Origin of the sequence: Streptomyces sp. NPDC085927 (assembly GCF_044540975.1) — a bacterium.
Taxonomy (GTDB): Bacteria; Actinomycetota; Actinomycetes; order Streptomycetales; family Streptomycetaceae; genus Streptomyces; species Streptomyces hirsutus.
Genome location: NZ_JBITSN010000001.1, coordinates 439,198 through 462,919, shown reverse-complemented (window position 1 = coordinate 462,919; position 23,722 = coordinate 439,198). Strand labels below are relative to the sequence as shown.

19 protein-coding genes are annotated in these 23,722 nt (G+C 68.9%); 14 read left to right on the top strand and 5 right to left on the bottom strand.

Annotated elements, in window-relative coordinates; all coding sequences use genetic code 11:
* Window positions 1–205 precede the first annotated feature (205 nt).
* Both ACIF80_RS02145 and ACIF80_RS02140 read left to right on the top strand, forming a co-directional pair.
* Window positions 206–874, top strand: coding sequence for a hypothetical protein (locus tag ACIF80_RS02145; RefSeq protein WP_399798232.1), 669 nt, complete (start codon window positions 206–208; stop codon window positions 872–874).
* Window positions 862–1,893, top strand: coding sequence for a hypothetical protein (locus ACIF80_RS02140; RefSeq protein ID WP_399798230.1), 1,032 nt, complete (start codon window positions 862–864; stop codon window positions 1,891–1,893). Before ACIF80_RS02145 ends, ACIF80_RS02140 begins: the two co-directional genes overlap by 13 nt.
* A gap of 49 nt (window positions 1,894–1,942) precedes the next feature.
* Here ACIF80_RS02140 and ACIF80_RS02135 read toward each other — a convergent pair whose 3' ends face one another.
* Window positions 1,943–2,326 (bottom strand): DUF192 domain-containing protein, encoded by a 384-nt coding sequence (locus ACIF80_RS02135; protein WP_399799379.1) that lies wholly within the window; start codon window positions 2,324–2,326, stop codon window positions 1,943–1,945.
* Window positions 2,327–2,365: 39 nt separating this feature from the next.
* On the bottom strand, window positions 2,366–3,907 hold the full coding sequence (locus ACIF80_RS02130) for an alpha-1,2-mannosidase (RefSeq protein ID WP_399798227.1): 1,542 nt from the start codon (window positions 3,905–3,907) through the stop codon (window positions 2,366–2,368).
* Window positions 3,908–4,211: 304 nt separating this feature from the next.
* Here ACIF80_RS02130 and ACIF80_RS02125 point away from each other — a divergent pair, with 304 nt between their 5' ends.
* The 8 genes from ACIF80_RS02125 to ACIF80_RS02090 all read left to right on the top strand — a co-directional run bounded on the left by ACIF80_RS02125 (window position 4,212) and on the right by ACIF80_RS02090 (window position 12,968).
* Window positions 4,212–4,880: a hypothetical protein gene (locus tag ACIF80_RS02125; protein WP_399798226.1), complete on the top strand. Its 669-nt coding sequence runs from the start codon at window positions 4,212–4,214 to the stop codon at window positions 4,878–4,880.
* A 47-nt stretch (window positions 4,881–4,927) separates the two neighbouring features.
* The gene (locus ACIF80_RS02120) at window positions 4,928–5,902 is read left to right on the top strand and encodes a hypothetical protein (RefSeq protein WP_399798224.1); all 975 of its coding nucleotides are present in this window, start codon (window positions 4,928–4,930) and stop codon (window positions 5,900–5,902) included.
* Between the two features lie 239 nt (window positions 5,903–6,141).
* On the top strand, window positions 6,142–7,773 hold the full coding sequence (locus tag ACIF80_RS02115; RefSeq protein WP_399798222.1) for an alpha/beta hydrolase: 1,632 nt from the start codon (window positions 6,142–6,144) through the stop codon (window positions 7,771–7,773).
* Between the two features lie 225 nt (window positions 7,774–7,998).
* Window positions 7,999–8,322, top strand: a complete 324-nt coding sequence (locus ACIF80_RS02110) for a hypothetical protein (protein ID WP_399798219.1) — start codon at window positions 7,999–8,001, stop codon at window positions 8,320–8,322.
* Window positions 8,319–9,674 (top strand): hypothetical protein, encoded by a 1,356-nt coding sequence (locus ACIF80_RS02105; RefSeq protein WP_399798216.1) that lies wholly within the window; start codon window positions 8,319–8,321, stop codon window positions 9,672–9,674. The genes ACIF80_RS02110 and ACIF80_RS02105 overlap by 4 nt, the downstream gene beginning before the upstream one ends.
* Window positions 9,675–10,812: 1,138 nt before the next feature.
* The gene (locus tag ACIF80_RS02100; RefSeq protein ID WP_399798214.1) at window positions 10,813–11,070 is read left to right on the top strand and encodes a hypothetical protein; all 258 of its coding nucleotides are present in this window, start codon (window positions 10,813–10,815) and stop codon (window positions 11,068–11,070) included.
* A 10-nt stretch (window positions 11,071–11,080) separates the two neighbouring features.
* Window positions 11,081–11,968, top strand: coding sequence for an LLM class flavin-dependent oxidoreductase (locus ACIF80_RS02095; protein WP_399798211.1), 888 nt, complete (start codon window positions 11,081–11,083; stop codon window positions 11,966–11,968).
* Window positions 11,969–12,173: 205 nt separating this feature from the next.
* Window positions 12,174–12,968 carry a methyltransferase domain-containing protein gene (locus ACIF80_RS02090; protein WP_399798209.1) on the top strand — a complete coding sequence of 265 codons (795 nt, stop codon included), beginning with the start codon at window positions 12,174–12,176 and terminating at the stop codon, window positions 12,966–12,968.
* An 18-nt stretch (window positions 12,969–12,986) separates the two neighbouring features.
* Here the strand turns inward: ACIF80_RS02090 and ACIF80_RS02085 are convergent, their stop codons facing one another.
* A complete protein-coding gene (locus ACIF80_RS02085; protein WP_399798206.1) occupies window positions 12,987–14,189 on the bottom strand; it encodes a winged helix DNA-binding domain-containing protein in 1,203 nt (400 codons plus the stop codon).
* A 1,042-nt stretch (window positions 14,190–15,231) separates the two neighbouring features.
* On the opposite strand from ACIF80_RS02085, the gene ACIF80_RS02080 reads away from it, so the two are divergent.
* The 4 genes from ACIF80_RS02080 to ACIF80_RS02065 all read left to right on the top strand — a co-directional run bounded on the left by ACIF80_RS02080 (window position 15,232) and on the right by ACIF80_RS02065 (window position 20,558).
* Entirely contained in the window at window positions 15,232–16,005 is a 774-nt protein-coding gene (locus tag ACIF80_RS02080; protein WP_399798204.1) for an isoprenyl transferase, read from the top strand.
* A 353-nt stretch (window positions 16,006–16,358) separates the two neighbouring features.
* Window positions 16,359–17,684, top strand: coding sequence for a PhoH family protein (locus ACIF80_RS02075; protein WP_399798201.1), 1,326 nt, complete (start codon window positions 16,359–16,361; stop codon window positions 17,682–17,684).
* Window positions 17,685–18,167: 483 nt separating this feature from the next.
* On the top strand, window positions 18,168–18,911 hold the full coding sequence (locus ACIF80_RS02070) for a transglycosylase SLT domain-containing protein (RefSeq protein ID WP_399798199.1): 744 nt from the start codon (window positions 18,168–18,170) through the stop codon (window positions 18,909–18,911).
* Window positions 18,912–19,055: 144 nt separating this feature from the next.
* Complete coding sequence (locus tag ACIF80_RS02065; protein WP_399798196.1) at window positions 19,056–20,558, top strand: AI-2E family transporter; 1,503 nt, start codon at window positions 19,056–19,058, stop codon at window positions 20,556–20,558.
* Between the two features lie 88 nt (window positions 20,559–20,646).
* Here the strand turns inward: ACIF80_RS02065 and ACIF80_RS02060 are convergent, their stop codons facing one another.
* Complete coding sequence (locus ACIF80_RS02060) at window positions 20,647–21,195, bottom strand: alkyl hydroperoxide reductase (RefSeq protein ID WP_399798194.1); 549 nt, start codon at window positions 21,193–21,195, stop codon at window positions 20,647–20,649.
* A gap of 188 nt (window positions 21,196–21,383) precedes the next feature.
* Window positions 21,384–23,702, bottom strand: coding sequence for an ABC transporter permease (locus ACIF80_RS02055; protein WP_399799377.1), 2,319 nt, complete (start codon window positions 23,700–23,702; stop codon window positions 21,384–21,386).
* Between the last annotated feature and the right edge of the window lie 20 nt (window positions 23,703–23,722).

Genomic DNA, 23,722 nt, shown 5'->3' with positions numbered 1-23,722 from the left:
CCCTGTGGCAACACCTTCGGTCAACGGTGATGCCCGGAGCATCGTCGGGCCGGCTTGCGTAACGGGTCCGTTCCAAGTGGGTTGAGTGGTGATGGATTTGGCTGGATATGCCTGGCAGGTCGTCACTGATCTCTCTGGTGTCGTTACGCATTGCTGGATAGCGTTGCTTCGCTCGAGAGAAGCCTCGCCCCACCGGGAGCCGACTGTGAACCGCCGCCCCACCCTGCTCGCAGCGCTCGCGCTGACCGCCACCGCGGCCCTGACGCTCTCCGCCTGCGGCGGCAGCGACGAGGACTCCGCCAAGGACAAGGACAGCGACAAGATCGCGGGCGCGGACACGGGGGACGAGAAATCGGCTTCGCCGAGCGAATCATCGGCTCCGGCCGCTGCGGGGCGCCCGAAGATCGAACTGCCCGCAGACGTCACGTACACGTTCGAATGGAAGAAGACCGGAGACGCGGACAAGGATGCGGTGCTCAATGATGCTGAGCACCGCATCAAGGCTGTGGACATGGCCATCGCCGAGCAGGATCCGCTTCACGAGGCTTACCGCTTCTACTCCGAGGGCACGGCTGCTGCGGGGAGCCAGAAGTACATTCAAGAATTTGTTGATCACAAGGCGCGCACCACGGGCGTGACCCGCTTCTACAACGAGAGCGTGGCCATAAAGGGAGACGGAACCGCCTCCCTTGTGTACTGCGAGGACCAGAGCAGGGCTTTCAACAAGTTCCTGGAGACTGGAAAGGTCGACGTCACATCGGCGAGCAAGGACTCTTACGTCGTATACGCCGGCACCCTGCGTAAGAGCAAGGATGGGGTATGGATTACCGAGCGGCTGATCTCCCAAAGGGGGAGTGAGAAGTGCCAGCCTTGATTCGATGCGGTCATCTGCTGTTTCCTCTTGGACTTGCAGCCCTTGTTTTCGCGACTGCCACCCCTTCATATGCAGAGAAGGGCTTCGGTGGTAGCACGGATGGCGAGACGGAACAGAGTGCCGAAGTCGGTGACGACGGCACCGTTTCCGCCACCGTGGGTGGGGTGGTGTTCGATCGTTCGAAGAATGGGCGTGGTGGCTCCGCGGGGGCGTTGAGGTCGTCCACGTCGTGGTCGCCGCCTGCTTGCTGGTATGCGCCCAAGTACACGCCGGAGCAGTTGCAGAAGCACTTGGAGCCGATCTGGGAGGCCGGATCGACGGGGCATGAGTGGGATGCCGCCCAGCGGGACCGGTATGTCGAGGGGAAGCCGTACAAGGACTTCAACAAGGACAAGGAGGGCGAGGGCTACTTCTGGGATTCGTTCGTCGACGAGAGCTTCCCGCCGGGCTGGGATTCCTGTGAGGAGCAGATCTTCTGGGTGGACCAGGGTGATCCCCCGCCGGCCGGTATCGAGAATGCGGTTACTCCGGAGGTTCTCGCGGAGCTGGCCTATGCCGAGATTCGTGTTCCGGGTACGGAGGTGACGTTGGCTCCTGCCGGGGAGGCCAAGGTGAATCTTCCGACGTGGGCGTGGCTGGACGGGGCGGAGTTCAGGCCGGTCTCGGTTACCGCGTCCGTGCCGGTGATCAGTATTGAGGCGACGGCCACGGCGGTGCCGGTGTCGCTGGAGATCGATCCGGGCACTCCCGACGCGGAGACGTTCCCGGCGTCCGGTGTCTGTCAGATCAACGGCGGTCGCATCGGTGAGCCGTACGCCAGGGGCAAGGCGGACCAGGACCCGCCCTGTGGTGTGAGGTACCTGCGGTCCTCGGGCGACGGGACCTTCCCGCTCCAGGCCACGGTCACCTGGCAGATCGAGTGGACCGGTACCGGCGGTGCGGGCGGTGACCTTGACGACGGCATCTTCGGCGCCACCCAGGACGTCGTCGTGCAGGAGATCCAGGCCATCAACCGCTGACCCACGCACTCCTCCTCACCTTCGCGCGGATCTTCCGGTCCTTCCGGCTTCACTCCGTGAGGCCGGGAGGGCTCGTCACCACGGTCACCCGGACCCCGCTCCGCAACCCCCACCCCGCCATCGCCCCGGCCTCGGACTCGACGACATGCCGCGCCCGCACCCTCGGCAGTCCGAGTCGCCCCGGCGGCATGGTGCGTACGGCGAGGACGCGGAGGCGTCGGTCGAGATAGGCGACGTCGATGGGTATGCGCATACGGAAGGTGTGGATGCTGTTGGCGGGGGAGAGGAGCAGAGCGCCGTCGAGCGAGCTCCGCCCTAACAGCCCTTTGGTACGGGCGCGGTAGGAAGCGGCGATCTCCAGGGGCACGCGCAGGTCCGGCCGCCCCTCGGCACCCGGCACGACCAACTCCCCACGCCCGTCCCGCCACGCCACCGTCGCCACCTCCGACCCTTCTGTTCTCTCTCCCTATGGTCAGTTGTTGCGGAGGCGGGCCGCAAGGGCGGCCAGGGACTGGGCGGTCTCGGTCAGGCTCGCCACGGCGGCGTCCAGGTCCGAGGCGAGGCGGGGCGTCGGAAGGTCGGCGGACGGGGAGGGGACGGGCGTACCCCGGTAGCCGATGGGGCCCTCGTTGTAGCGCTGGTAGTAGCCGGTGAACCCCTTGCCGGCGGGAGCCTCAATGAAGCGGACGCCGGTGAGCTGGGTCTCGTTGCCGCCGGAGTTGCGGGTGATGTCGAGGCGGTAGAACCGGAAGGCGGGCATGTCGGGGTGGGGACGCAGGAAGAATTCCCTCGTCTCGAAGCGGTCGGTGAACCGCTCGCCGATCCGCACGTCCAGGGGCGTCCAGGCATCGCCGTCGTGGGAGCCGAGGAGGGTCCAGTCGCGCGGGTCGCGCTCGGCGAAGTCGTTCGCGGACGTCAGGGTGTACGAGGTGATGGCGACGGGACGGGCGAGGGTGAAGTCGAGCAGCGCGACGTCGTCGCCGGCCAGCCACTTGTCCCGGGACTCGTCGATGAGGTTCGCCGCGATCTCTCCCGCTTCCTCGAACTCGTCGCTCGCCTCGACATCGGTGGCCTCGACCTCGTTCGACAACGTGTGCAGCACGGCCACGCCGGAGTTGCCGCGCTGGTCGCGCCAGGTCACCCGCTCCACGAGGGCGGGACCGCCGTCGTCCACCAAAAGCCGCAGGTCGTGGGAACGGTGCCAGCCGCCGCCCCAGCCCTCCTCGGTGTGGAAGCGGTGCAGGTGGTGCGAGCCGGAGACCGGGGCGTTCGGCATGCCCTCCGAGTACGGCCACCTGCCGGTGAGAAGGCCCCGGTACTCGTACGCCGTACCGTCGGCGGCGCGGTGGACGCCGTGGAAGTCCGACATGTTGGACTGGAAACTGATGGCCGTCTCGGTCCCGTCGTCGCCCTGCCAGCCGAGCTGCGCGGGCAGCGAGTGCTCGTCCCGGTCGATGTGGAACAGCAACCGGGGAGCCGCCTCCCAGGAACGGGACGAGGAGGCATGGGCGCAGCGGCGCTCGGTCCGGTACGTGAAGACCGAGTCCTGAGCGGCCTGTGCTGTCCGCGCACGCTCGGAGCGGCCGCGCTCGCCGACGGGGTCCAGCGTGATCCGGTAGAGCCAGAACATGCTGCGGGCCTTGGCGGAGGAGCGTATCTCCAGGGTGTTGGTGCCGGCCTTGAGCAGATGTCCGGGCACCGCGAAGACGTTGTCCTGCGGGAGGTCGCCGCCGCCGGGCACGGTCAGTCCCTCGGCCAGCGCCTCCCCCTGGAGCAGGACGTCGACGGGGGCGTATCCCGGCTCGGGGCCGAGCTTGGAGACGAGGGCGGTCATGGTGAGCGTCGCCTGAGGGATGTCCGCCGGATCCTCCACCTCGAACTCCAGGGTCACGGACCCACCCGCGCCGAGCGCCAGATGGGACCCGGCGAACCGGCCGTCCTCGTGCCGGACCTCGGCGTTGGCCAGCCGGGCCGGGTGGACGGAGAAGTCCGCGAAGGTGGCTTCCATACTCATGACAAAAACTCCTGATGAAGCGTCAATGACATTCGATACAGGGCTCGATGACGATGAGTACGCCACTGCCGGCCCCATGAGCAGTGAACCTAGCGCCCCCCTGTGACAACGCCTTCGGTCGACAGCGACGCCCGGGGTGTCGGCGGTGTGGACTTGCGTAACGGGTCCGTTCCAAGTGGGTGGCGTGGTGATGGGTTTGGCCGGATACGCCCGGCAGGTCGTCACTGATCTCTCTGGTGCCGTTACGCATCGCTGGATAGCGTTGCTTCGCTCGAGAGAAGCCTCGCCCCACCGGGAGCCGACTGTGAACCGCCGCCCCACCCTGCTCGCAGCGCTCGCGCTGACCGCCACCGCAGCCCTGACGCTCTCCGCCTGCGGCGGCAGCGACGAGGGCTCCGCCAAGGACAAGGACAGCGACAAGATCGCGGGCGCGGACACGGGGGACGAGAAATCGGCTTCGCCGAGCGAATCATCGGCTCCGGCCGCCGGGGGGCGCCCGAAGATCGATTTTCCCTCGGATGCGAAGAATGTTTTTGATTATGAGAAGACGGGCGATCCTGTGAAGGACGCGGTTCTCGCGGACAGCGCATTGAGCGTCAACTCTGTTGATGAAGCGATCTTCGTCGGCAGTACGGACACCGAGGCGCTCGGTTTCTACAACGCCGAGAAGGCTCTGAGTGGCTCGATCACCTATGCGCTCCGATACATCAAGAAGGGCGACAGCTGGGTCGGTGAGACTCGGTACTTCGACTACAAGGTGAGCCTGTCTGGGGCAAACGGTGCCTATGTCACCTACTGCTCCGATGAAAGCAAGTCGTTCATCAAGAACAAGAAAACCGGGAAAGTCGAGAATACGCCGACGACGGCAGACAGTTACGTCCTCTACAACACCAAGCTCGAAAAGCGTGCTGATGGCGTCTGGCAAACTACTGATGTCGCGTCGAACCGGGGGAGCAAGGAGTGCCAGCCATAGGAAAGGCAGCAAGGATTTCGGCTCTTGCCGCACTAGTCTCCATTCCCGTGCTCGTGGCACCTGCGGCGTTTGCCGGCGGGCGGGGGGAGCACGGCACACGTGACGGGACGGAGCAGCATGCCGAAACCGGTGGGGATGGCACTGTTTCTGTCACCGTGGGTGGGGTGGTGTTCGATCGTGCGAAGAATGGGCGTGGTGGCTCCGCGGGGGCGTTGAGGTCGTCCACGTCGTGGTCGCCGCCTGCTTGCTGGTATGCGCCCAAGTACACGCCGGAGCAGTTGCAGAAGCACTTGGAGCCGATCTGGGAGGCCGGATCGACGGGGCACGAGTGGGACGCCAAGCAGCGGAAGAAGTATCTCAACCCGGACGACCCCGAGAAGGATTTCAACAAGGACAAGACGGGCGAGGGCCACTGGTGGGGTTCTTACGTCAATGACAGCTATCCCCCGGGCTGGGATTCCTGTGACGAGGACTACTTCTGGGTGGACCAGGGTGATCCCCCGCCGGCCGGTATCGAGAATGCGGTTACTCCGGAGGTTCTCGCGGAGCTGGCCTATGCCGAGATTCGTGTCCCGGGTACGGAGGTGACGTTGGCTCCTGCCGAGGAGGCCAAGGTGAATCTTCCGACGTGGGCGTGGCTGGACGGGGCGGAGTTCAGGCCGGTCTCGGTTACCGCGTCCGTGCCGGTGATCGGTATTGAGGCGACGGCCACGGCGGTGCCGGTGTCGCTGGAGATCGATCCGGGCACTCCCGACGCGGAGACGTTCCCGGCGTCCGGTGTCTGTCAGATCAACGGCGGTCGCATCGGCGAGCCGTACGCCAGGGGCAAGGCGGACCAGGACCCGCCCTGTGGCGTGAAGTACCTGCGGTCCTCGGGCGACGGGACCTTCCCGCTCCAGGCCACGGTCACCTGGAAGATCGAGTGGACCGGTACCGGCGGTGCGGGCGGTGACCTTGACGACGGCACCTTCGGCGCCACCCAGGACGTCGTCGTGCAGGAGATCCAGGCCATCAACCGCTGAACCACGCACTCCTTCTCACCTTCGCGCAGATCCACACTGCCGGGACTGGGCCGGTGGTGTGGTGATGCTGGTCATCACCACGCGTATCACCGGGCTGCGGTAATTCGCCCATTCGGCCGCACTGCCTCGCGTGCGCTGCCGGATCGCTGTGTCGTGGACACGGACGCGTGCCGAGGTCCAGGGGGCATTGGCGGCCTCGGGCGCTCAGCGACGAAGTGCGAGAGGGACGGAGTACGCCCATGCCTCCTATACGCAGATTCAGAGCGGGTCACCGACGCCACGCCACGGTCATCGCAGCGCTGGTGACCTGCTCGACGGCACTGACCGGGCAGAACCTCGCCGTGGCCGGAGGCGCGCCCACACCTTCCGTGCCCGCCCCGCAGTTGGACTGGAGCCCCTGCGTTCAGGGCAGCGAGTTCGACTGCGCGACCGCGAAGGTGCCGCTGGACTACAACAACCCAGGCGGGCGCACCCTCGAGCTGGCAGTCGTCAAACGGAAGGCCACCGACCCCGGCCGGCGCATCGGCACCCTCTTCTTCAATCCGGGCGGCCCCGGCGGGCCCGGAACGGTGCAGATGCCACAGAATTACGAGCGATTCCCGCGCGAGGTGCGGGAGCGGTTCGACATCATCAGCTGGGACCCCCGCGGGATCGGCAGCAGCACTGCTGTGAACTGCTTCGCGAGCCCCGAGGAAGCCGCTGACTGGAACGCGGGCAAAGCGGCGGGCTTCCCGGTGGGAGAAAAGGAACGGGCGGCCTTCATCGCCGCGTACAAGGATCTGGCCCGGCGTTGTGAGCAGCGCGACCCCGAGCTCCTGCGCCACGTGTCGACCACCGACACCGCCCGGGACCTCGACCAGCTCCGCCGGGCAGTGGGGGAGCCACAACTCACCTACCAGGGGATCTCCTACGGCACGATCCTGGGCGCCACCTACGCCAACCTCTTCCCCGACAAGGTCCGCGCCATGGTCCTCGACAGCAACATCGACCCCGAGGCCTGGACGAACCATGCGTCCGACGACGACCCCCGGCTCACCACCTTCCTGCGCATGGGCTCGGACCGCACCGCGGCAGCGACCCTGGACAAGTTCCTGACCCTGTGCGGGTCCGCCACCACCGCCCACTGCGCCTTCTCCGCCGGCAGCCCGGAAGCGACCCGGGACAAGTTCGACCAGCTGATGCAGAAGCTCCGCAAGCAGCCTGTGGGCGCCTGGACTTATGCCGGCACGGTCGCCGACGTGGTGAACAGCCTCTACATCGTCCACCCCGGATGGACGGAACTCGCCGGCAGGCTGCAGGACCTGTGGCAGGGTCGTGTCGCGGAGCCGTCCCCGTTCCCGCCCGCACCCGCGGTCCCGAATCCGAATCCGTACCTGGGCGAGGAACAGGGCGCTGCGGTCGTATGCGGCGACAGCCCCAATCCGCGTGACCCGAACGTCTATCACGGCTTGGAGGAGGCGAGCGCCGTCCGTGCGGGAGACGCCGGACGCTTCTGGACCTGGGCCGTGGAGGGGTGTTCGACCTGGCCGGCGGTCGCCGCCAACCGCTACCTCGGTCCGTGGAACAAGCCGACGGCCCACCCCGTCCTGGTGGTCGGCACCACCTACGATCCCTCCACCCCTTACACGAACGCGCAGGCCATGGCCAAGAAGCTGGCCAACGCCCGTCTGCTCACCCACGACGGGTACGGACACACCGCACTGCTCAACCCCAGCAGCTGCATCAACACGTACACCGGCCGCTACTTCATCGACGGCACCCTCCCGCCGGCCGGAACAACGTGTCACCCGGACACGCCCCCCTTCTCCGCACCCAGGCCGATCGGCGGCGTCGCCACCGGCGGCGGCGGGATGGCCGGCGCCGTCTCCTGAACTGGTCACAGCTCCCGGCCTGGGCACGGGGACGGCCCTGACCCAGGCCGGACGGATCCCGCCGGGGCATGCACAAAGTCCAGGACAGTCCCACAGGGGATCCAGGCCATCAACCGCCGACCCACGCACTCCTCCTAAAGAGGGCCCTCCGCTCCGGACGCGCCACGAAAGACGGAACCTCTCGTTCCTTCCATGGGTGCAGACGGATCGGGAGAGGGCGGGCGTATGGCTGAGCCGCGGTTGGCGGTCGACGGGGACGAGCTCGGGCGGTTCATGAAGTCGCTGCGCAAGTCCTCGAGTTCGCTCGGGGGTGTACGGCAGGCGCTCTTGGACGCGACGGTCACCGGACTCGGGACGGACGACCTCGACCGTGCCTGTGAGGCCTTCCAGGACACCTGGAAGTACGGAGCCGAGGAGATCGGCAAGCAGACCGAGGACCTCGCCGAGATCATCGGCAAGAGCAAGGACAGCTACCTCGAAGTCGACAAGGCCCTGGAAGCGGCCCTCGAACGGGCCCGTGCCGGCAAGGGCGGGGGCGGGGGACGATGACCCTCACCCAGATCGACGACACCGGCGCGGCTCTCGATCCCAAGTCGAGGGCCGACCTCGGCAAGCCCCAGGGACTCAAGTCGGCGCCCCGCATCCCGTACCCCGACTATCCGCACCTGGGATTCAACCCCGTACCGGGTGACACGGAGACCATTCGCGGACTGCACAAGAAGCTGAGCGGTTGCGCGAAGGTACTCGAGGACACCCATGAACTGGTCACCAAGCTGCTGGACGGCAGCTACTGGAAGGGCGATGCCGCCGTCGCCTTCCGTGAACAGCTCGACGGTGGTCCGCTGCCGCTGAACCTGAGGAACGCCGCCCGCTCCCTTCGTAAGGCGGCCAAGCAACTGAGTTGCTGGGAAAGCGATGTGGACGACTTCCAGCGGCGTGCGAAACGGCTGGAGAGCGACGCCGAAGAGGCGCAGGCCGCGGTGGACCTGGCGAAGGGGCGGGCCACCAAGGCGGAGGATCATCCCGACCTGGAGAAGAAGGGAAACGGGGACAGCGCGGCGCAGCGGGCGCTGACCCGTGCCCACGCGGATGTCGAAGAGGCCCGGGCCGAGCTCGACAAGGTCATCGGCAAGGCGAAGAGGCTGGCCGAGGAACATGAGCGCCAGGCCAAGCATCGCGCGACGAAGATCCGCGAAGCGACGAAGAAGCTGGCTCCGCATGAGCCCGGCATGTTCGACAAGGCACTCGACTGGCTGACGGACAACCTGCCGGACATCCTCAGCTTCACGGCGGGGCTGATCGTCGTCGCAGCCCTCCTCCTTTCCGGCCCTCTGGGATGGAGTCTGGCCACTGTGGCGGTGCTGATGCTCGCGTCTTCAGCGGTGAGTTTGACTGCCTTCGCGCTGCGGATTTCCGACCCTGAAGTGAGGATGTCTCTGTGGGATGGAGTCCGGAACGGTGAACTGGATGCCGACTTCTGGAGTAATGCGGTATCAGTTGGTGCGGATCTTGTGGGATCGCTACCGGGGGTCGGGGCGGTTGGTAAAGGGGGATACGCGGGTATTCGGGCTGCGCTGAGTGGCACGGCAGGTGCCACCATCGGGGATCGGGTGGCGGTGGTCGGAACGAAGGCCATGGATGAAGCAAGGGCTGTGGCTGACCTCGGAAATTCGCTAGTGGCTCGTGCTGTGCGAGGCGCGAATAATCCCGAAGCCTCAGCCAAGGTTGTGGAGGGGACGGCAGGCGTCGTCGGCATTGGGACTGCCGGGTTTGGTCTCCACAACAAGCTGGTGGACGCGGACGACGACAGCGTGAAGGACGGCACAGTAGCCGGTATTGATGGTTCGCGCCTGTTGCTGGATTCCGGAGCAATCTATGGTCTTGCTCGTCACCTCTTCTGACGCGTTCTGAGGAAAGGGAGCAGATGCGATCTGCCGACCGGCCAACTGCTTGGGGTTCACGGTCCACCCGCCGGGCGTGGTCAGTGGGCCTTGTCGTGAGTTTCCTCGGCTTGGGTGCATGGGCTGGTGGCTGGGTGATCCTGCTGGGAGTGTCCGTGAATGGCCCGGACTGGCTTGTGTGGGTATTCATTCCATATTGGGTATATGGGTTCTATCGAGTAGTGGTGCAACTTCACGGGATTTCAGTTGCGTTTAATGTGCTGAGGGTCCTTCGTGAATACCCCTGGCGGATCTACCACGACGCAGCGCGAGGAATTGATGATCACCCAGATGCGGAGGCTCCCGGGATCTGGATCGAGTTCCCCGACCCCCCGAGTCGTTCAGGCGCAGGGGCCCCCTTGGTGTTTGTGAAGCACCACCGGGCGTTCTGGTGGTTACGGCGTATCGGGGGGCCACGTACGAAGCCTGCGCTCAAGGCGCAACTGGAGCCTCTGTGGTTTGCAGGGGATCCGCGGTTCCTGGGTGTCGTGGCTGTGTCCTCCCGGGACGGTAAGGCGCCCAGGCGGCTGCACTTCCTTTATCAACCGTCTTCCTTCGACGAGCGTGCCCCGCGCCGGAGTTGGGAGGATGCGAATCCCGTAGACCTTGAGCGTGCTCGTCGTGCCGGAGCGCGGTTCGTCGACGCTGTGCCCCCTGATGCGGTCTCCGGCATCAGGGGGAACGAAGGGACAGGGCCTTGAGCGCACCTGTGATCATTGTCGATGCTTCCACGGCGGATCCCCTCGCCGAGCTGTGGTTCGTCGAACCACCGGGATTTCTCCCACTGCCCTTGGACGCCCTGCTCCCCGGCCCGAATTCCCCGGCAGGAGAACGTTTACGGGCAGCGGCCGCACCGTTTGTCGATACTGCGCCTGATGAGGCATCCCGTCAGCAGTTCATCGCAGCCTTCGCCACCGGTCAGCAACTCCTCGCCGCTCTCCGCGAAGTGGGCACCGTGCATTGTTCTGTTGGGTTGCATCGGGATGATGTGAGTGGGGTGGGCGGTCGTGGGGGGCCGTTGTTCTCGTTGTTCACGATTTCCTGGCGGGAGACAGCCGCCGCGCCCCGGAGTGTCACCGCTGCCCGTGCCGTGACGGCCGTGGGAGGGCATACGGGTGTCGAGTTCGTCGAGTTGCCCGCAGGGCCCGCCACGTTCAGCGAGTCGACGTCCGCACCCGGCGGCGGGAGTGGTCTGCCGCAGCGCACGCTTCTCCACCTGCACGCCCACCTCCCCCACCCGGACTGCCGGCGGCTCGCTGTCCTCACGCTCACCACCACGGCCCCGGCCCGGCGCGAGGAGTACCGGGCGATCCTGCGGGCGATCGCCAGGAGCGTCAGCTTCGAGAGCCCCGGGTAGGTAGATCGCCATGACCACACTTGGTGCCGTGTTCCGGCCGCAGCTTGCTCCTGAGCGTCTTCGTGCCGTCGCCCGCAGTGCGGAGGACGCCGGGCTGGATGAGCTGTGGCTGTGGGAGGACTGTTTCCGGGAGGGCGGGATCTCCACGGCCGCCGCCGCGCTGGCCTGGACGGAGCGGGTACGGATCGGGGTCGGGCTGCTCCCCGTGCCGTTGCGGAACGTTGCCATCACGGCCATGGAGGCCGCCACCCTGCACCGGATGTTCCCCGGGCGGGCCGTCCTCGGCGTCGGGCACGGTGTGCAGGACTGGATGGGGCAGGTCGGGGCCCGGGTCGAGTCGCCGGTGACGCTGTTGCGGGAGCATCTCGTCGCGTTGCGCGCCCTGTTGCGCGGGGAGCGGCTCACCGTCGACGGACGGTACGTCACCCTCGACGACGTCGCCCTCGACTGGCCGCCCGAGGGGGAGGTCAATGTACTCGCCGGCGCTACCGGGCCGCGTACCCTGCGGCTCACCGGCGAGGTCGCCGACGGCACCATTCTCACGGCGTCCACCTCACCCGAGGGCGTCCGGCGTGCCCGGCGTCTCATCGACGAGGGGCGCGCGGCGGCCGGGCGTGAGGCCACGGCGCACACAGTCGTCGCCTATCTCCTCACCGCCACCGGGCCCGGTGCCGACGAACGGCTCCGCGCCGAGCTGATCGCCGAGGGCGTCGGCTCCGAACCCGATCTCGGAGTGGCCGGGGACGCCGGTGCCGTCGCCGAGGCGGTCCACCGGCTGGCCGACGCCGGGGCCGACTCCGTGATCCTCCAGCCGACGGGGGACGAGCCGGACCCCGAGGGGTTCGTGCGGTTCGCCGCGGAGGAAGTGGCCCGGCGGGTGGGGACCGCGGTGTTGTAGGGCAGGCGCGGAGTGCGGGCCGTGGACTGCGGGTCGTGGACTGGAGGCCGTGAACGTGGGCTGCGGGCCGCAGCTGCCTGCCCGGGAAAATCCGAGAGCGGGTTCCGTCGGCTTCTGTGAGGATCGAGGGATGTCGTACGGACGTCGTCGCTCGGACCGTTCCTCTACCTCTTCCTCATCCTCTTCTTCCCCTTCGCCTTCCTCCTTGTCCTTTGACGAGCTGCTGGCCGAAGGTGTGGCCGTTCCCACCGAGGGGTGGGACTTCTCCTGGTTCGCCGGGCGGGCCACCGAGGTCCGGCCCTCGTGGGGGTACGCGCGGGCCATGGCCGGGCGGTTGGGCGGGCAGCCGGGCAGGGCGGTCGGGGCTGTGCTCGATGTGCAGACCGGGGGAGGGGAGGTGCTGAGCTTCGCCCTCGACGAAGCCGGACGTGCCGTCCCCGAGGGCCGTCGGCCCGCGCTTGTCGTCGCCACCGAGAGGTGGGCACCCAACGTCGTCAAGGCCGCCGGGCTCCTCCGGGAGCGGGGCGGCTCCGTCGTCGCCTCCGCGGACGGGCCGTTGCCCTTCGCCGACGGGGTCTTCGATCTCGTCGTCAGCCGGCATCCGGTGACGGCCCACTGGCGGGAGATCGCGCGGGTGCTGCGGCCCGGCGGCGGTTACTTCGCTCAGCACGTCGGACCCCGCAGCGCCTACGAACTCGTCGAGCACTTCCTCGGGCCACAGCCGGACGAGCGGCTCGATGCCCGGCATCCCGAACGCGAACGCCGGGACGCCGAGGCCGCCGGGCTGGAGATCGTCGACCTGCGGACCGAACGACTGCGCATGGAGTTCTACGACATCGCCGCCGTCGTGCACTTCCTGCGCAAGGTGATCTGGATGGTTCCGGACTTCACCGTCGAGGCGTATCTGCCCCAACTGCGCGACCTGCACGAACGGATCGAGACCGAGGGCGTGTTCGTCGCCCACAGCAGCCGCCACCTCTTCGACGTACGCAATCCCTGACCGCCCTCGGTCCGGCGCCTACGCGTGCGCGCCGACGGTCACCTTGCCCACGACCAACTCCGGCTTCGCTTCGAGTACTTCCCCCACCCGCTCCGCCTGTTCTGCCAGCTCCCTCTCCTGTCGCGTCGTCAGCGGCTTCAACGGCTCCACCGTGATCGTCGTACGACGGCCGCTGCGGCGCTGGTGCCATACGCCCGCCACCACGCCGTCGATGAGCAGCACCGGGTAGTTGCCGGCCTGTCCGCCCGCCAGCGCGCGTTCGTACGCCTCTCCCGGGAAGAGGCGCTCGCGCGGCTGGGCGGCGATGAGGTACGCGTCGAAGTAGGGGAGGAGGCGTACGCCCCGGGCCGGGGGGAGGGGCTGGTCCCGCTTCTGGCTCCGGTCCTGCGGGAAGTCCGTGTCGCCCGCCGTCACCCACCAGCCGGCGCCGCCCTCGAACCCGACCTCCTCGATCGCGCCCCCGGCCGCCAGGTCCCGGAACACCTTCGTCGCCCAGCCCACCGGTGCGGCGAGCCACTTGGCGAAGTGTCGCGGGGTCGACGGGCCGTAGGCGTGCAGGTAGCGGCTCACGAAGGTGCTCAGTGCCGCGTCGGCGTCAGGGGGCGTCGCGATGTCGACGGCCGGCGGGCGGGTGTATGTGACCTTGCGGCCGCGCTGGGGTCCGAAGCTCAGCGTGCCCGCCCAGCCCGCCCGGTGCAGTACCTGCCGCCAGCGCGGCCACATGCCCTGGAACGCGGGCATCACCAGGTCGCCCGCCCAGGGGCCGGTGCGGGCCACGACCTCCTCGCTCAGCTCGTCCATCGTCAGACAGGTACCGTCGAGCGCGTCCCCGATCGCGGCCACGACCTGCCGCGCCTGCTCCTCGGTGAGCCGGGCGCCGGACGAGAAAGGGCTCAGTCCTGTCGGTACCGCGCTCAGCGCGGCGCACCACAGGGGCAGTTCGTGGGTGGGGAGGAGATGGACCGTCCCGCGGGGGCCGAACGTCTTCACCAGCGAGCGGTCCTCCCACAGTGCGGTCCGTACGTCCGCCCGGGTCGCGCCGGACCTGCGCAACCCCACCGACGCCTCGGCCGCCGACAGCACCTGGGCGTGCGCGCCGAGCATCGTGGACACCACCTCGGCGACCGGCGTGCTCCCCGGCGCAGGGGAGGCCAGGAACTGCCGCTCGAACCGCCGCGCACTCGCCTCGGCCCATGTGACGGTCGTCTCGGTCGCCGTCACCGTCCCCGCCCCTGCGCTTGACCCTGCCCCTGCGCTTGCCCCTGGGCCAGTGCCTGCCTGTGTGTCTGTTCCCGGCCTCGTCATGTCTTCGACGGTAGAGGCGATCGAGGACAGGTTCCGTCCGCAATCGGCGGTCCGGCCCGCGTTTCCGGGCCACTCCTGGGCGTGGCTCGCCTTTCAGTCATCTGCCGGGCTCTGTTCAAGCCACAGTCATTCGCCCGGGCAAAGCTGCGCGGACGGCATCGTGCAGTGGAGGGGACCGCGCGATGCCCGAGGCGTCGTGCCGTCGCCCGTCGCCCGGTACCCGACTCGTCGGTCGGTCAAGTGGGCGTTCCTCGCGGGTTCACCCATCGGAGGGACGGCCGGAAGGGTGGTCATGGCGGGGTTCTGCCGAGGGTGCGTCGTGCCGCCCCGGGCGAGATGGGTCGCTATCGCCGGTTTCTTCCGGGAAGAACTGTCATATTTCGGCCACCGGAACGCCCGGAATGCGTACTTCCGGGGCCATCGGGGCGTTGCCGGACGATTCCGGAGAGTAGTTGTGGCACGCCTATGTACGCAGCATCACTCACAAAGGGTTATGGTGGAACTCCCCCCCTCGGGCCGGTCCGTATCCCCCCCACGGACCGGCCCGTTTTTCTTTGCCCGCGTCCGGTGGTCCGGCCGCGGCTTCCGGTCCCGGCCTCAGGTGGTCATCGGACGGGGCGGGTCCCTGCCCGGTGTCGGAGTCACCCCTTGCCTTCATCCGGGAAAACCCCTGCCTCTTCATCCGGGGCGGCCCCTGCTTCCATCCGGGGCGGCTCCCGCCTCCATCCGGGTAGGACCCACGGGCAGGCCCCCGCGCGGTTCCGTGCGGCCCTGGTGCGGACCGCGCCTGAACGCCCCCCGACGTTGAGGTCCCCTGCCCTCGCGGGGGTAGGCTTCGCCCCCGGGGACTGCCACAGGGAGACAGGGTCCGCCCGCGGCCGAGGAGTACCGGGCCGCATGGCGCGGACCGCGGCTGGTGCCGCCCCTGTCCGATCCGTACGGAGGGGCTGACGATCACGTGAACCTGCGCGACAAGCTGCGCGGCCTGCTGGTCAGGCTGTACACGCGCCGGGTGGGAGGCCGCCTGGACCACGCTCAGGTGCCGAAGCACATCGGCGTCATCATGGATGGCAACCGTCGTTGGGCGAAGGCCTCGGGTTCCACTACCGTCCACGGCCACCGGGCCGGCGCGGACAAGATCGGTGAGTTCCTCGGCTGGTGCTCCGAGACGGACGTCGAGGTGGTCACCCTGTGGCTGCTGTCGACGGACAACTTCGACCGGCCGAAGGACGAACTCGTTCCGTTGCTCGGCATCATCGAGGACGTCGTACGCAGTCTCGCGGCCGACGGCCGCTGGCGGGTGCACCACGTCGGTAACCCCGACCTGCTGCCCGCCGGGATGCAGACCACCCTCAAAGAGGCCGAGACGACCACCGCGCAGGTCGACGGCATAGTGGTCAACGTCGCCATCGGGTACGGCGGTCGCCAGGAGATCGCCGACGCGGTGCGTTCCATGATGCTCGACGCCCACGAGAAGGGCACCTCGATGGAGGAGCTCGCCGAGGCCGTCGACGTCGACATGATCGGACGTCATCTCTACACCCGCGCCCAGCCCGACCCGGACCTTGTCATCCGAACGAGTGGCGAGCAGCGGTTGTCCGGATTCATGCTGTGGCAGACCGCGCACTCGGAGTACTACTTCTGCGAGGTCTTCTGGCCGGCCTTCCGCAAGGTCGACTTCCTGCGCGCCCTGCGCGACTACGCGGCCCGTCATCGGCGTTACGGCGGCTGAGGTCACGGCCGCGGCGCCGTTCGGAGGCCGAGCGGGCCCCGGGCGGAGTCGGTGAGCCGTTCGGAGTAACGGACGTAACGAGGAGTTCACCGGGGTGCCGCAGGGTGCTCGGGCATGGGCGCGATGGTTCGAGGGCATAAGTCAGACAGGTCGACACCCGAACCACGGGTGTCGGATCTCAGCGGACGGCCCGGGGTCGTCCGCCCGGGAGGCCCTTTGCACCAGCCCGACCGTGCGGTCACGGCACGGACGAAGCAGCGGAGGGCCGGTTCTCGGCCCGTGCATCGGCGCCGTCAACCGGTCCAGCTCCGCTCCGTCGCTCCCCGACCTCTTCCGAGGGGGTACGTCCTTCCGTGGTGACCAGCACAAAGCGCCACAAGCCCGACCGGCGCACCTATGTCATCGACACCAGCGTCCTGCTGGCCGATCCCAACGCCCTGAGCCGCTTCGACGAGCACGAGGTCGTGCTTCCCGTCGTCGTGGTGACGGAATTGGAGGCCAAGCGGCACCATCCCGAACTCGGCTACTTCGCCCGGCAGGCTCTGCGTCTGCTCGACGAGTTCCGGGTGCGGTACGGCCGTCTCGATGCTCCCCTCCCGATCGGGGACCTCGGCGGAACCCTGCGTGTCGAGCTCAACCACTCGGACCCCGGCCTGCTGCCCAGCGGCTACCGCCTGGGGGACAACGACTCCCGCATCCTCGCGGTCGCCCGCAATCTGCAGGCCGAGGGATTCGACGTCACCGTCGTGTCGAAGGATCTCCCGCTCAGGATCAAGGCGTCCTCCGTGGGGCTCCTCGCCGAGGAGTACCGCGCCGAGCTCGCCGTCACGGACGCCTCCGGCTGGACCGGAATGTCCGAACTGACCCTGCCCGGCGAGCAGGTGGACGTTCTCTTCGAGGAGGGCCACGTCCACGTGCCCGAAGCGGCCGGCCTGCCCGTGCACACGGGGCTGACCATCCAGTCGGAGCGCGGCAAGGCGCTCGGCCGGGTCACCCCCGAGGGCAGCGTCCGCCTGGTGCGCGGCGACCGGGAGGCGTTCGGCATCAAGGGCCGGAGCGCCGAGCAGCGGATCGCGCTCGACCTGCTGCTCGACCCCGACGTGGGAATCCTCTCCCTCGGCGGCCGGGCCGGCACCGGCAAGTCGGCGCTGGCGCTGTGCGCGGGCCTGGAAGCGGTGCTCGAGCGCCGTCAGCACCAGAAGGTGATGGTCTTCCGTCCGTTGTACGCGGTGGGCGGACAGGAGCTCGGTTATCTTCCCGGCAGCGAGGCCGAGAAGATGAGCCCCTGGGCGCAGGCCGTCTTCGACACGCTGTCGGCGGTCACCAGCCGCGAGGTCATCGAGGAGGTCACCGCGCGCGGCATGCTGGAGGTCCTGCCGCTCACGCACATCCGGGGCCGCTCGCTGCACGACGCGTTCGTGATCGTGGACGAGGCCCAGTCACTGGAACGGAACGTACTGCTGACCGTTCTGTCCCGGATCGGCGCCAATTCGCGGGTCGTCCTGACCCACGACGTCGCCCAGCGGGACAACCTCAGGGTGGGCCGGTACGACGGAGTGGTCGCCGTCGTCGAGAAACTGAAGGGCCATCCGCTCTTCGCCCACGTGACCCTGAACCGGTCCGAGAGGTCCCCGATCGCCGCCCTTGTGACCGAAATGCTGGAGGACGGGCAGATCTGAGCGTTCTGTGAGATCTGGGTGATCCAGGACGTCCGAGCGGTCCGAACGGTCCGAACGGTCCGGGAAGCCCGGGAAGTCCGGGAAGTCCGGGAAGTCCGGGGCGTCTGCCCCGCCTGATGGTTGGCGCCGTCCGGAAAGGCCGAGAGCCTATCCGGGCGGCGTCGGCGTGCGTGGGGCTTTCCGGTAATCGTCTGGGCCAAACGGGATGTGAGCTTTCACACCCGCGAGGGAATTGCCTCCCGGCTCTGTATTACGGCAGAGTCTCACTCCTGTCAGGCCCCGCATACGACGCAGCCTTACCCCCAGCGGTAGAGCGCCACATGAGCACCAGCATCAACTGCATAGCGTTGTCGTATGCCGCCCGAGTACCACGCGGCGCTCCCGTTCGGGAGTTGCCCACCGGGCCCGTACCTCCCGTGACCCGAGTTGGGGAGGCCAGTGCCAGGGGCACGATTGCGTCCGCGAGGGTCACCGAAGCGGTCGATGCTGGAAGGAAACCGTGTGAGCCGGATTTCGGTCCGGGGATTCGCAGTGGCTTCGGCCACGGCGGTCACCGCTGTCGGAAGCGTCGTCGGCGTTGCGTCGGGCAGTACCGCGCAGACCAACAATGACCTTGAGGCGACCGCAGCCGGCACCACGCTGCTCGCGGACATCCCCGCGGGCCAGCAGGTCGAGGTGCAGACCGCTTCCCTGACGCAGCAGGCCGAAACGATGGCCATCGCCGCGGACACGAGCGCCAAGAAGGACGCGGAGGAGGCGGCCCGCAAGGCCGCCGCCGAGACCGCGATCGCCAAGAAGAAGGAAGCCGCCGAGCAGGCGGCGAAGGAAGCCAAGGCGGCGAAGGAAGCCAAGGAGCGCGAGGAGGCCGACAAGGCCGCCAGCCGTTCCAAGACGGCCTCCGCGTCCGCCTCCGACTTCGCGGTCCAGAGCTCGTACAGCGTCGCCGAGGTCCAGGCGATGGCCCGGCAGATGGTGCCGGCCGACCAGTTCCAGTGCTTCAGCAACATCGTGAGCCACGAGTCCACGTGGAACTACCAGGCCGAGAACCCTTCCTCCGGCGCCTACGGTCTCGTCCAGGCGCTGCCGGCGGGCAAGATGGCGTCGGCCGGTGCCGACTGGCGGACCAACCCGGCCACTCAGATCAAGTGGGGCCTCAACTACATGGACGACCGCTACGGCAGCCCTTGCGGTGCCTGGTCGTTCTGGCAGGCCAACAACTGGTACTAGAGCCCTGCTCGGTACCAGCCCGCTCAACCTCGGCAGAGCCCCGCACCGTCCTACGGTGTGGGGCTTTCGCCATGTACGGTCTGATCGACGCCTCCCGGGGAAGCAGGGGGAGTGATGAGGAGAACCGGGGGAAAAGGACGCACCATGTCACACGTGCCAGGATGGCTCGGCCGGATCGGAGCCGGACTGACCGAGGTGAGCAGGCGGTTGGAGGAACGCCGCGCCGCGATGGAACGGGAGAGCCAGGACGGCCCCGAGCCCGGCGTGACGCCCGCCCCGGCCGCCGGACCCGGCGCACCCGATGCCTCCGCTTCCACCCCCTCCGCCGAGCCCGCCGACCGGGCGCCCGTGCCGCCGGGCGACCACGCCCCCGCGGCCGAGCCCGCCCCCGCAACGGCCTTCGGCACCGCACCCGCCCCGGTCACCGTCGTCCCCTCCCGCCCCGACCCCGCGCAGGCCGTGCCCTGGGGAGTACGGGTCGCCGCCGAGGCCGGCTGGCGCCTGCTCGTGCTCGCGGGCACGGTCTGGGTGCTCATGCGGGTCATCGGCGCCGTGCAGCTGGTGGTGCTGGCCTTCGCCTCCGCACTGCTGATCACGGCGCTGCTCCAGCCGACGGTGGCCCGGCTGCGGAAGATCGGGCTGCCGCGCGGACCGGCCACGGCGCTGACCGCGCTGTTCGGGTTCGTCGTCATCGGCCTCATAGGCTGGTTCGTGACCTGGCAGGTCATGGAGAACATCGACACCCTCTCCGACCAGATCCAGGACGGCATCGACGAGCTGCGGATCTGGCTGCTCAACAGCCCCTTCCACGTCACCGACCACCAGATCAACGACATCGCCAAGAACCTGCGTGAGGCGGTCGGCGCCAACACCGAGCAGATCACCTCGGCGGGACTCGAGGGTGTGACGGTCGTCGTCGAGGCACTCACCGGCATCCTGCTCGCCGTCTTCTCGACGCTGTTCCTGCTCTACGACGGCAAGCGCATCTGGGAGTGGACGCTGAAGCTGGTGCCCGCCGCCGCCCGTCCGGGGGTCGCCGGTGCCGGACCGGCCGCGTGGCGGACGCTGACGGCGTATGTGCGCGGCACGGTGATAGTGGCACTGATCGACGCGGTCTTCATCGGCCTCGGCATCTACTTCCTGGACGTGCCGATGGCGGTGCCGCTCGCCGTCTTCATCTTCCTGTTCGCCTTCATCCCGCTCGTCGGCGCGGTGGTGTCCGGGGCACTCGCGGTGGTCGTCGGACTGGTCACCCAGGGCGTGTTCACGGCGGTCATGACGCTGGTGGTGGTCCTGGCGGTGCAGCAGATCGAGGGCCACATCCTCCAGCCGTTCATCCTCGGCCGCGCCGTCCGCGTCCACCCGCTCGCGGTGGTGCTGGCGGTCGCCACCGGCGGCATGGTGGCGGGGATCGGCGGCGCGGTGGTCGCCGTACCGCTGGTCGCGGTGACCAACACCGTCGTGGTGTATCTCCGCGCGTACGCCCAGGAACCGGCCGCGCGTTTCTCCCCGAAGCCACGAGGGTCCACGGCGATGACGGCGGCCACGACCCACCCCGGGCCGCCGGCTCCGCCCGGTGCGGCGGTTTCCCCCGCGCCGCTGGCACCGCTGGCCCCGCCGGCCCCGGCGGTCCCGCCGGTGGAGTGAAGGACGAAGGGCGAGCGGTGATCGCCGGTGGAACGACGCGCGCGGAGTCGCCCGTGAGCTGTTCGTGAGCTGCTCGGCCGCTCGGGAGTCACTCCGCGAGGGCCGCCTCCGCGAGGACCGCCTCCGCTTCCAGGGTGGTGGCGACGGCCTCGATCACCGCGGCGATCTTGTACGCCTCCTGGACGACTTCGCGCTCGACGCCCGCCCTGCGCAGGACCGACTCGTGCGCGTCGAGGCACAGTCCGCAGCCGTTGACCGCGGAGACCGCGAACGCCCAGAACTCGAAGTCGACCCGGTCGACGCCCGGGTTGCCGAGGACGTTCATCCGCAGGCCCGCGCGCAGGCTGCCGTACTCCTTGTCCGACAGCAGGTGGCGGGTCCGGAAGAAGACGTTGTTCAGCGCCATCACCGAGGCGGTGGTCTTCGCCGCCCGGTACGCCCCGGGCGACAGAACCGCCCTCGCCTCCGGCTCCAGCTCGCGCAGCACGACGGCCGAGCGCGAGGCGATCGCCGTCGACAGCACCGTGCCCCACAGCCGCTGGGCCGGCAGGTCCGAGCTGCCGATGGCCGCGTCCAGATTGAGCGTCAGGTCCCGTGCGTAGTCGGGAATGCGGGACTTGAGGGACTCGAGCGACATGGTGGACACACTCCTCTTGGCGGGGAAGGTTCCCGGACCACAAGGGCTTCCGGATCACACAGGCTTGCCGAGCTTCCCGTGTCCCCCGTGCATCCGGTGCCTCCCGTGGGCCGGACGCGGTCCATGCTGCCAGGAGCGGCGGCCGGCCCCGGGCACCCCGTGCCGCCCGGGACCGGCCGCCGCACCGGTCACTCCGTGCGCAGGCCGTCCGGGCGCATCATGCGCAGGAGGGGCGGCAGGCTCAGCAGCGTCACCACCACGACGACACCCGCACCGAAACCGGTCATCTGCAACAGGCTCGTCCAGTCCACCCGCACCGGTGTCGACGTCATCCGCAGCAGGACGGCGCCCAGCGCGACCCCCACCGCCGAGGCCAGCAGCAGCCCCAGACCGATCGGGACGGCCGTCTGCCACAGCACCGACAGGCTCAGGGTGCGCCGCCGGGTGCCGAAGGCGACCAGGGCCGACAGCAGCTTGCGGCGTTCGCGCAACTGCTCCAGCTGGGAGACCAGCAGGCTCGCCCCGATCAGCATCAGGACACAGGCCGCGCCGACGAACAGGCCGGTACGGATCGATTCGTAGGTGTCCGAACGCTCGGTGGCGGTCCACCGGAACGTGTGCGTCAGCGGATCGATCGCGGCGGCCGTGTTCCGCACGTGCTCCATGGCGTACGGGACCGAGTCGTCGACCTCGAGGTAGAGCTGGCCGGAGAGCGTGTCGGTCATCCCCGCCGTCACCGCGCCCGGGGTCAGCAGGAAGCCACCGCGCTCCTCGCCCACCGGGCCCGGAATCGACCGGGCCTCCTTGAAGCCCGCGGGGACCGTCCAGGTGATCCCCTCGGCGTAGCGGGAGGGGTCCGAGGGGTCGGGCACCTCGAGGTGGAGGTCCAGGCCCGGCCTGCTCAGCGTCGGGGTGCTGGTGTCGTACTCGGCGCCGGACACCGCGAACACGTCGCCGTCCCGGCACGAGGGGAGCTTCGCCACCGTGCGCAGGGTCGCGCAGTCGGCGACGGTCAGTGCGGCGGTGTTCTCCGGACCCTGCCGCCAGGGCTTGTCGGCGAGGTAGCCGTGGGCGAGTGCGTAGACCCTGCTCACCCCCTTGGCGTCCGCCAGCTTCTCGGCGGCGGGGGCGAGTGCGTGGCCGTCCGGCAACTCCACCTGCGCCTGGGCCAGCGTCACGTCGAGCCCGGTGTCCTCGGTGTAGTCGCCCTCGATACCGGCGAACAGCATCTGGAGCGCGATCGCGCCGGCCACCGCCACCGCGATCCCGTTGACCATCCGGGCCGCCGCGCCGCTGCTGAGCTGCAGCCGGCGCACCGCCAGCTGCCACGACAGGCCGCCCCTGCCGAGGCGGGAGACGACCGTCTCCACGAGCCACGGCAGCAGTGCGGTGACGCCGATGAGCAGCAGCAGGACACCGCCGACGACCAGGTACTCGTTGAAGTCCCCGTTCTCGCGTCCCTGCCCGACCATCGGGTAGAGCATCACGATGCCGGCCAGCGGCAGCAGCAGCCGCCACCACAGCCGCCGCCGGGGCGGACGCACCGTACGGACCACGCCCAGGGGCTCGATGACGACCCCGCGCAGCGCGAGCAGCGTCACCAGCACCGCGGCCGCCGGGACCGCGACCGCGACCAGGAGGGCCAGCAGCGGTGAGGGGTTCAGGTAGCTCGGGAACACGCTGACGCCGAACACCTCGACGGAGGCGGCGACCTGGCGGCCGATCAGGAAGAAGCCGGTGCCGAGGAGCAGCCCGAGCAGCGAGCCGGCCAGTGCCTCGCCCCCCGCGATGCGCCGGGTGGCCGCCGCGTCGGAGCCGACCAGCCGCAGTGCCGCCAGCCGGCGGTCGCGCCGCTCACCGCCGAACCGTACGGCGGCGGCGATGAACACGGCGACCGGTGTCAGCAGCACCACGAAGACGACCAGGACCAGCAGCATGATCACCGGGTCGTTCTCTTCCTCGGACGTGTATTCGGGAGGTGTGCCGAAACCGTCGAGGCGCACCGCCCTCGAGCCGTCGAGCCCCTCGGCGAGCCCCTTGGCGCCCGCGTAGTAGGCGAGCTCCTGCGAACCGATGAGGCCCTGCTCGCCGATCGTCCCCGCGACGTCGTACGGCAGCCGCTCGCGCAGCAGCCCCGTGCCGTCCGACGCGAGCAGCTCCTTCAGGGCGGGCGAGACGACCATCTCGCCGACCGCCGGGAACTCGCTCAGACCCGGCGGCAGGGGGGCGTCCGGGCCCTCCGGTTCCGTCAGGCGGCCGCGGACGTCCTCGTCCCGGAAGTCGGTGTCGGTACGCGCGATGATCAGGGTGTCGTCGGCCTTCGGCACGACCTCCGAGCTGAAGGGCCAGTCGAGCCGCGCCTCCTCCCGCCGGTCCCGCTCCGACAGCACGCCGGGCAGGGCGGCGCAGAGCAGCAGCAGCGCCACACCGAGGCCGACGCCGACGCCGGTGAGCAGAGCCCTGATCCACCCCTCGCGCCCGCCGGCCAGGGCGAACCGGACGCCCATGCCCAGGTCCCGGACCACTG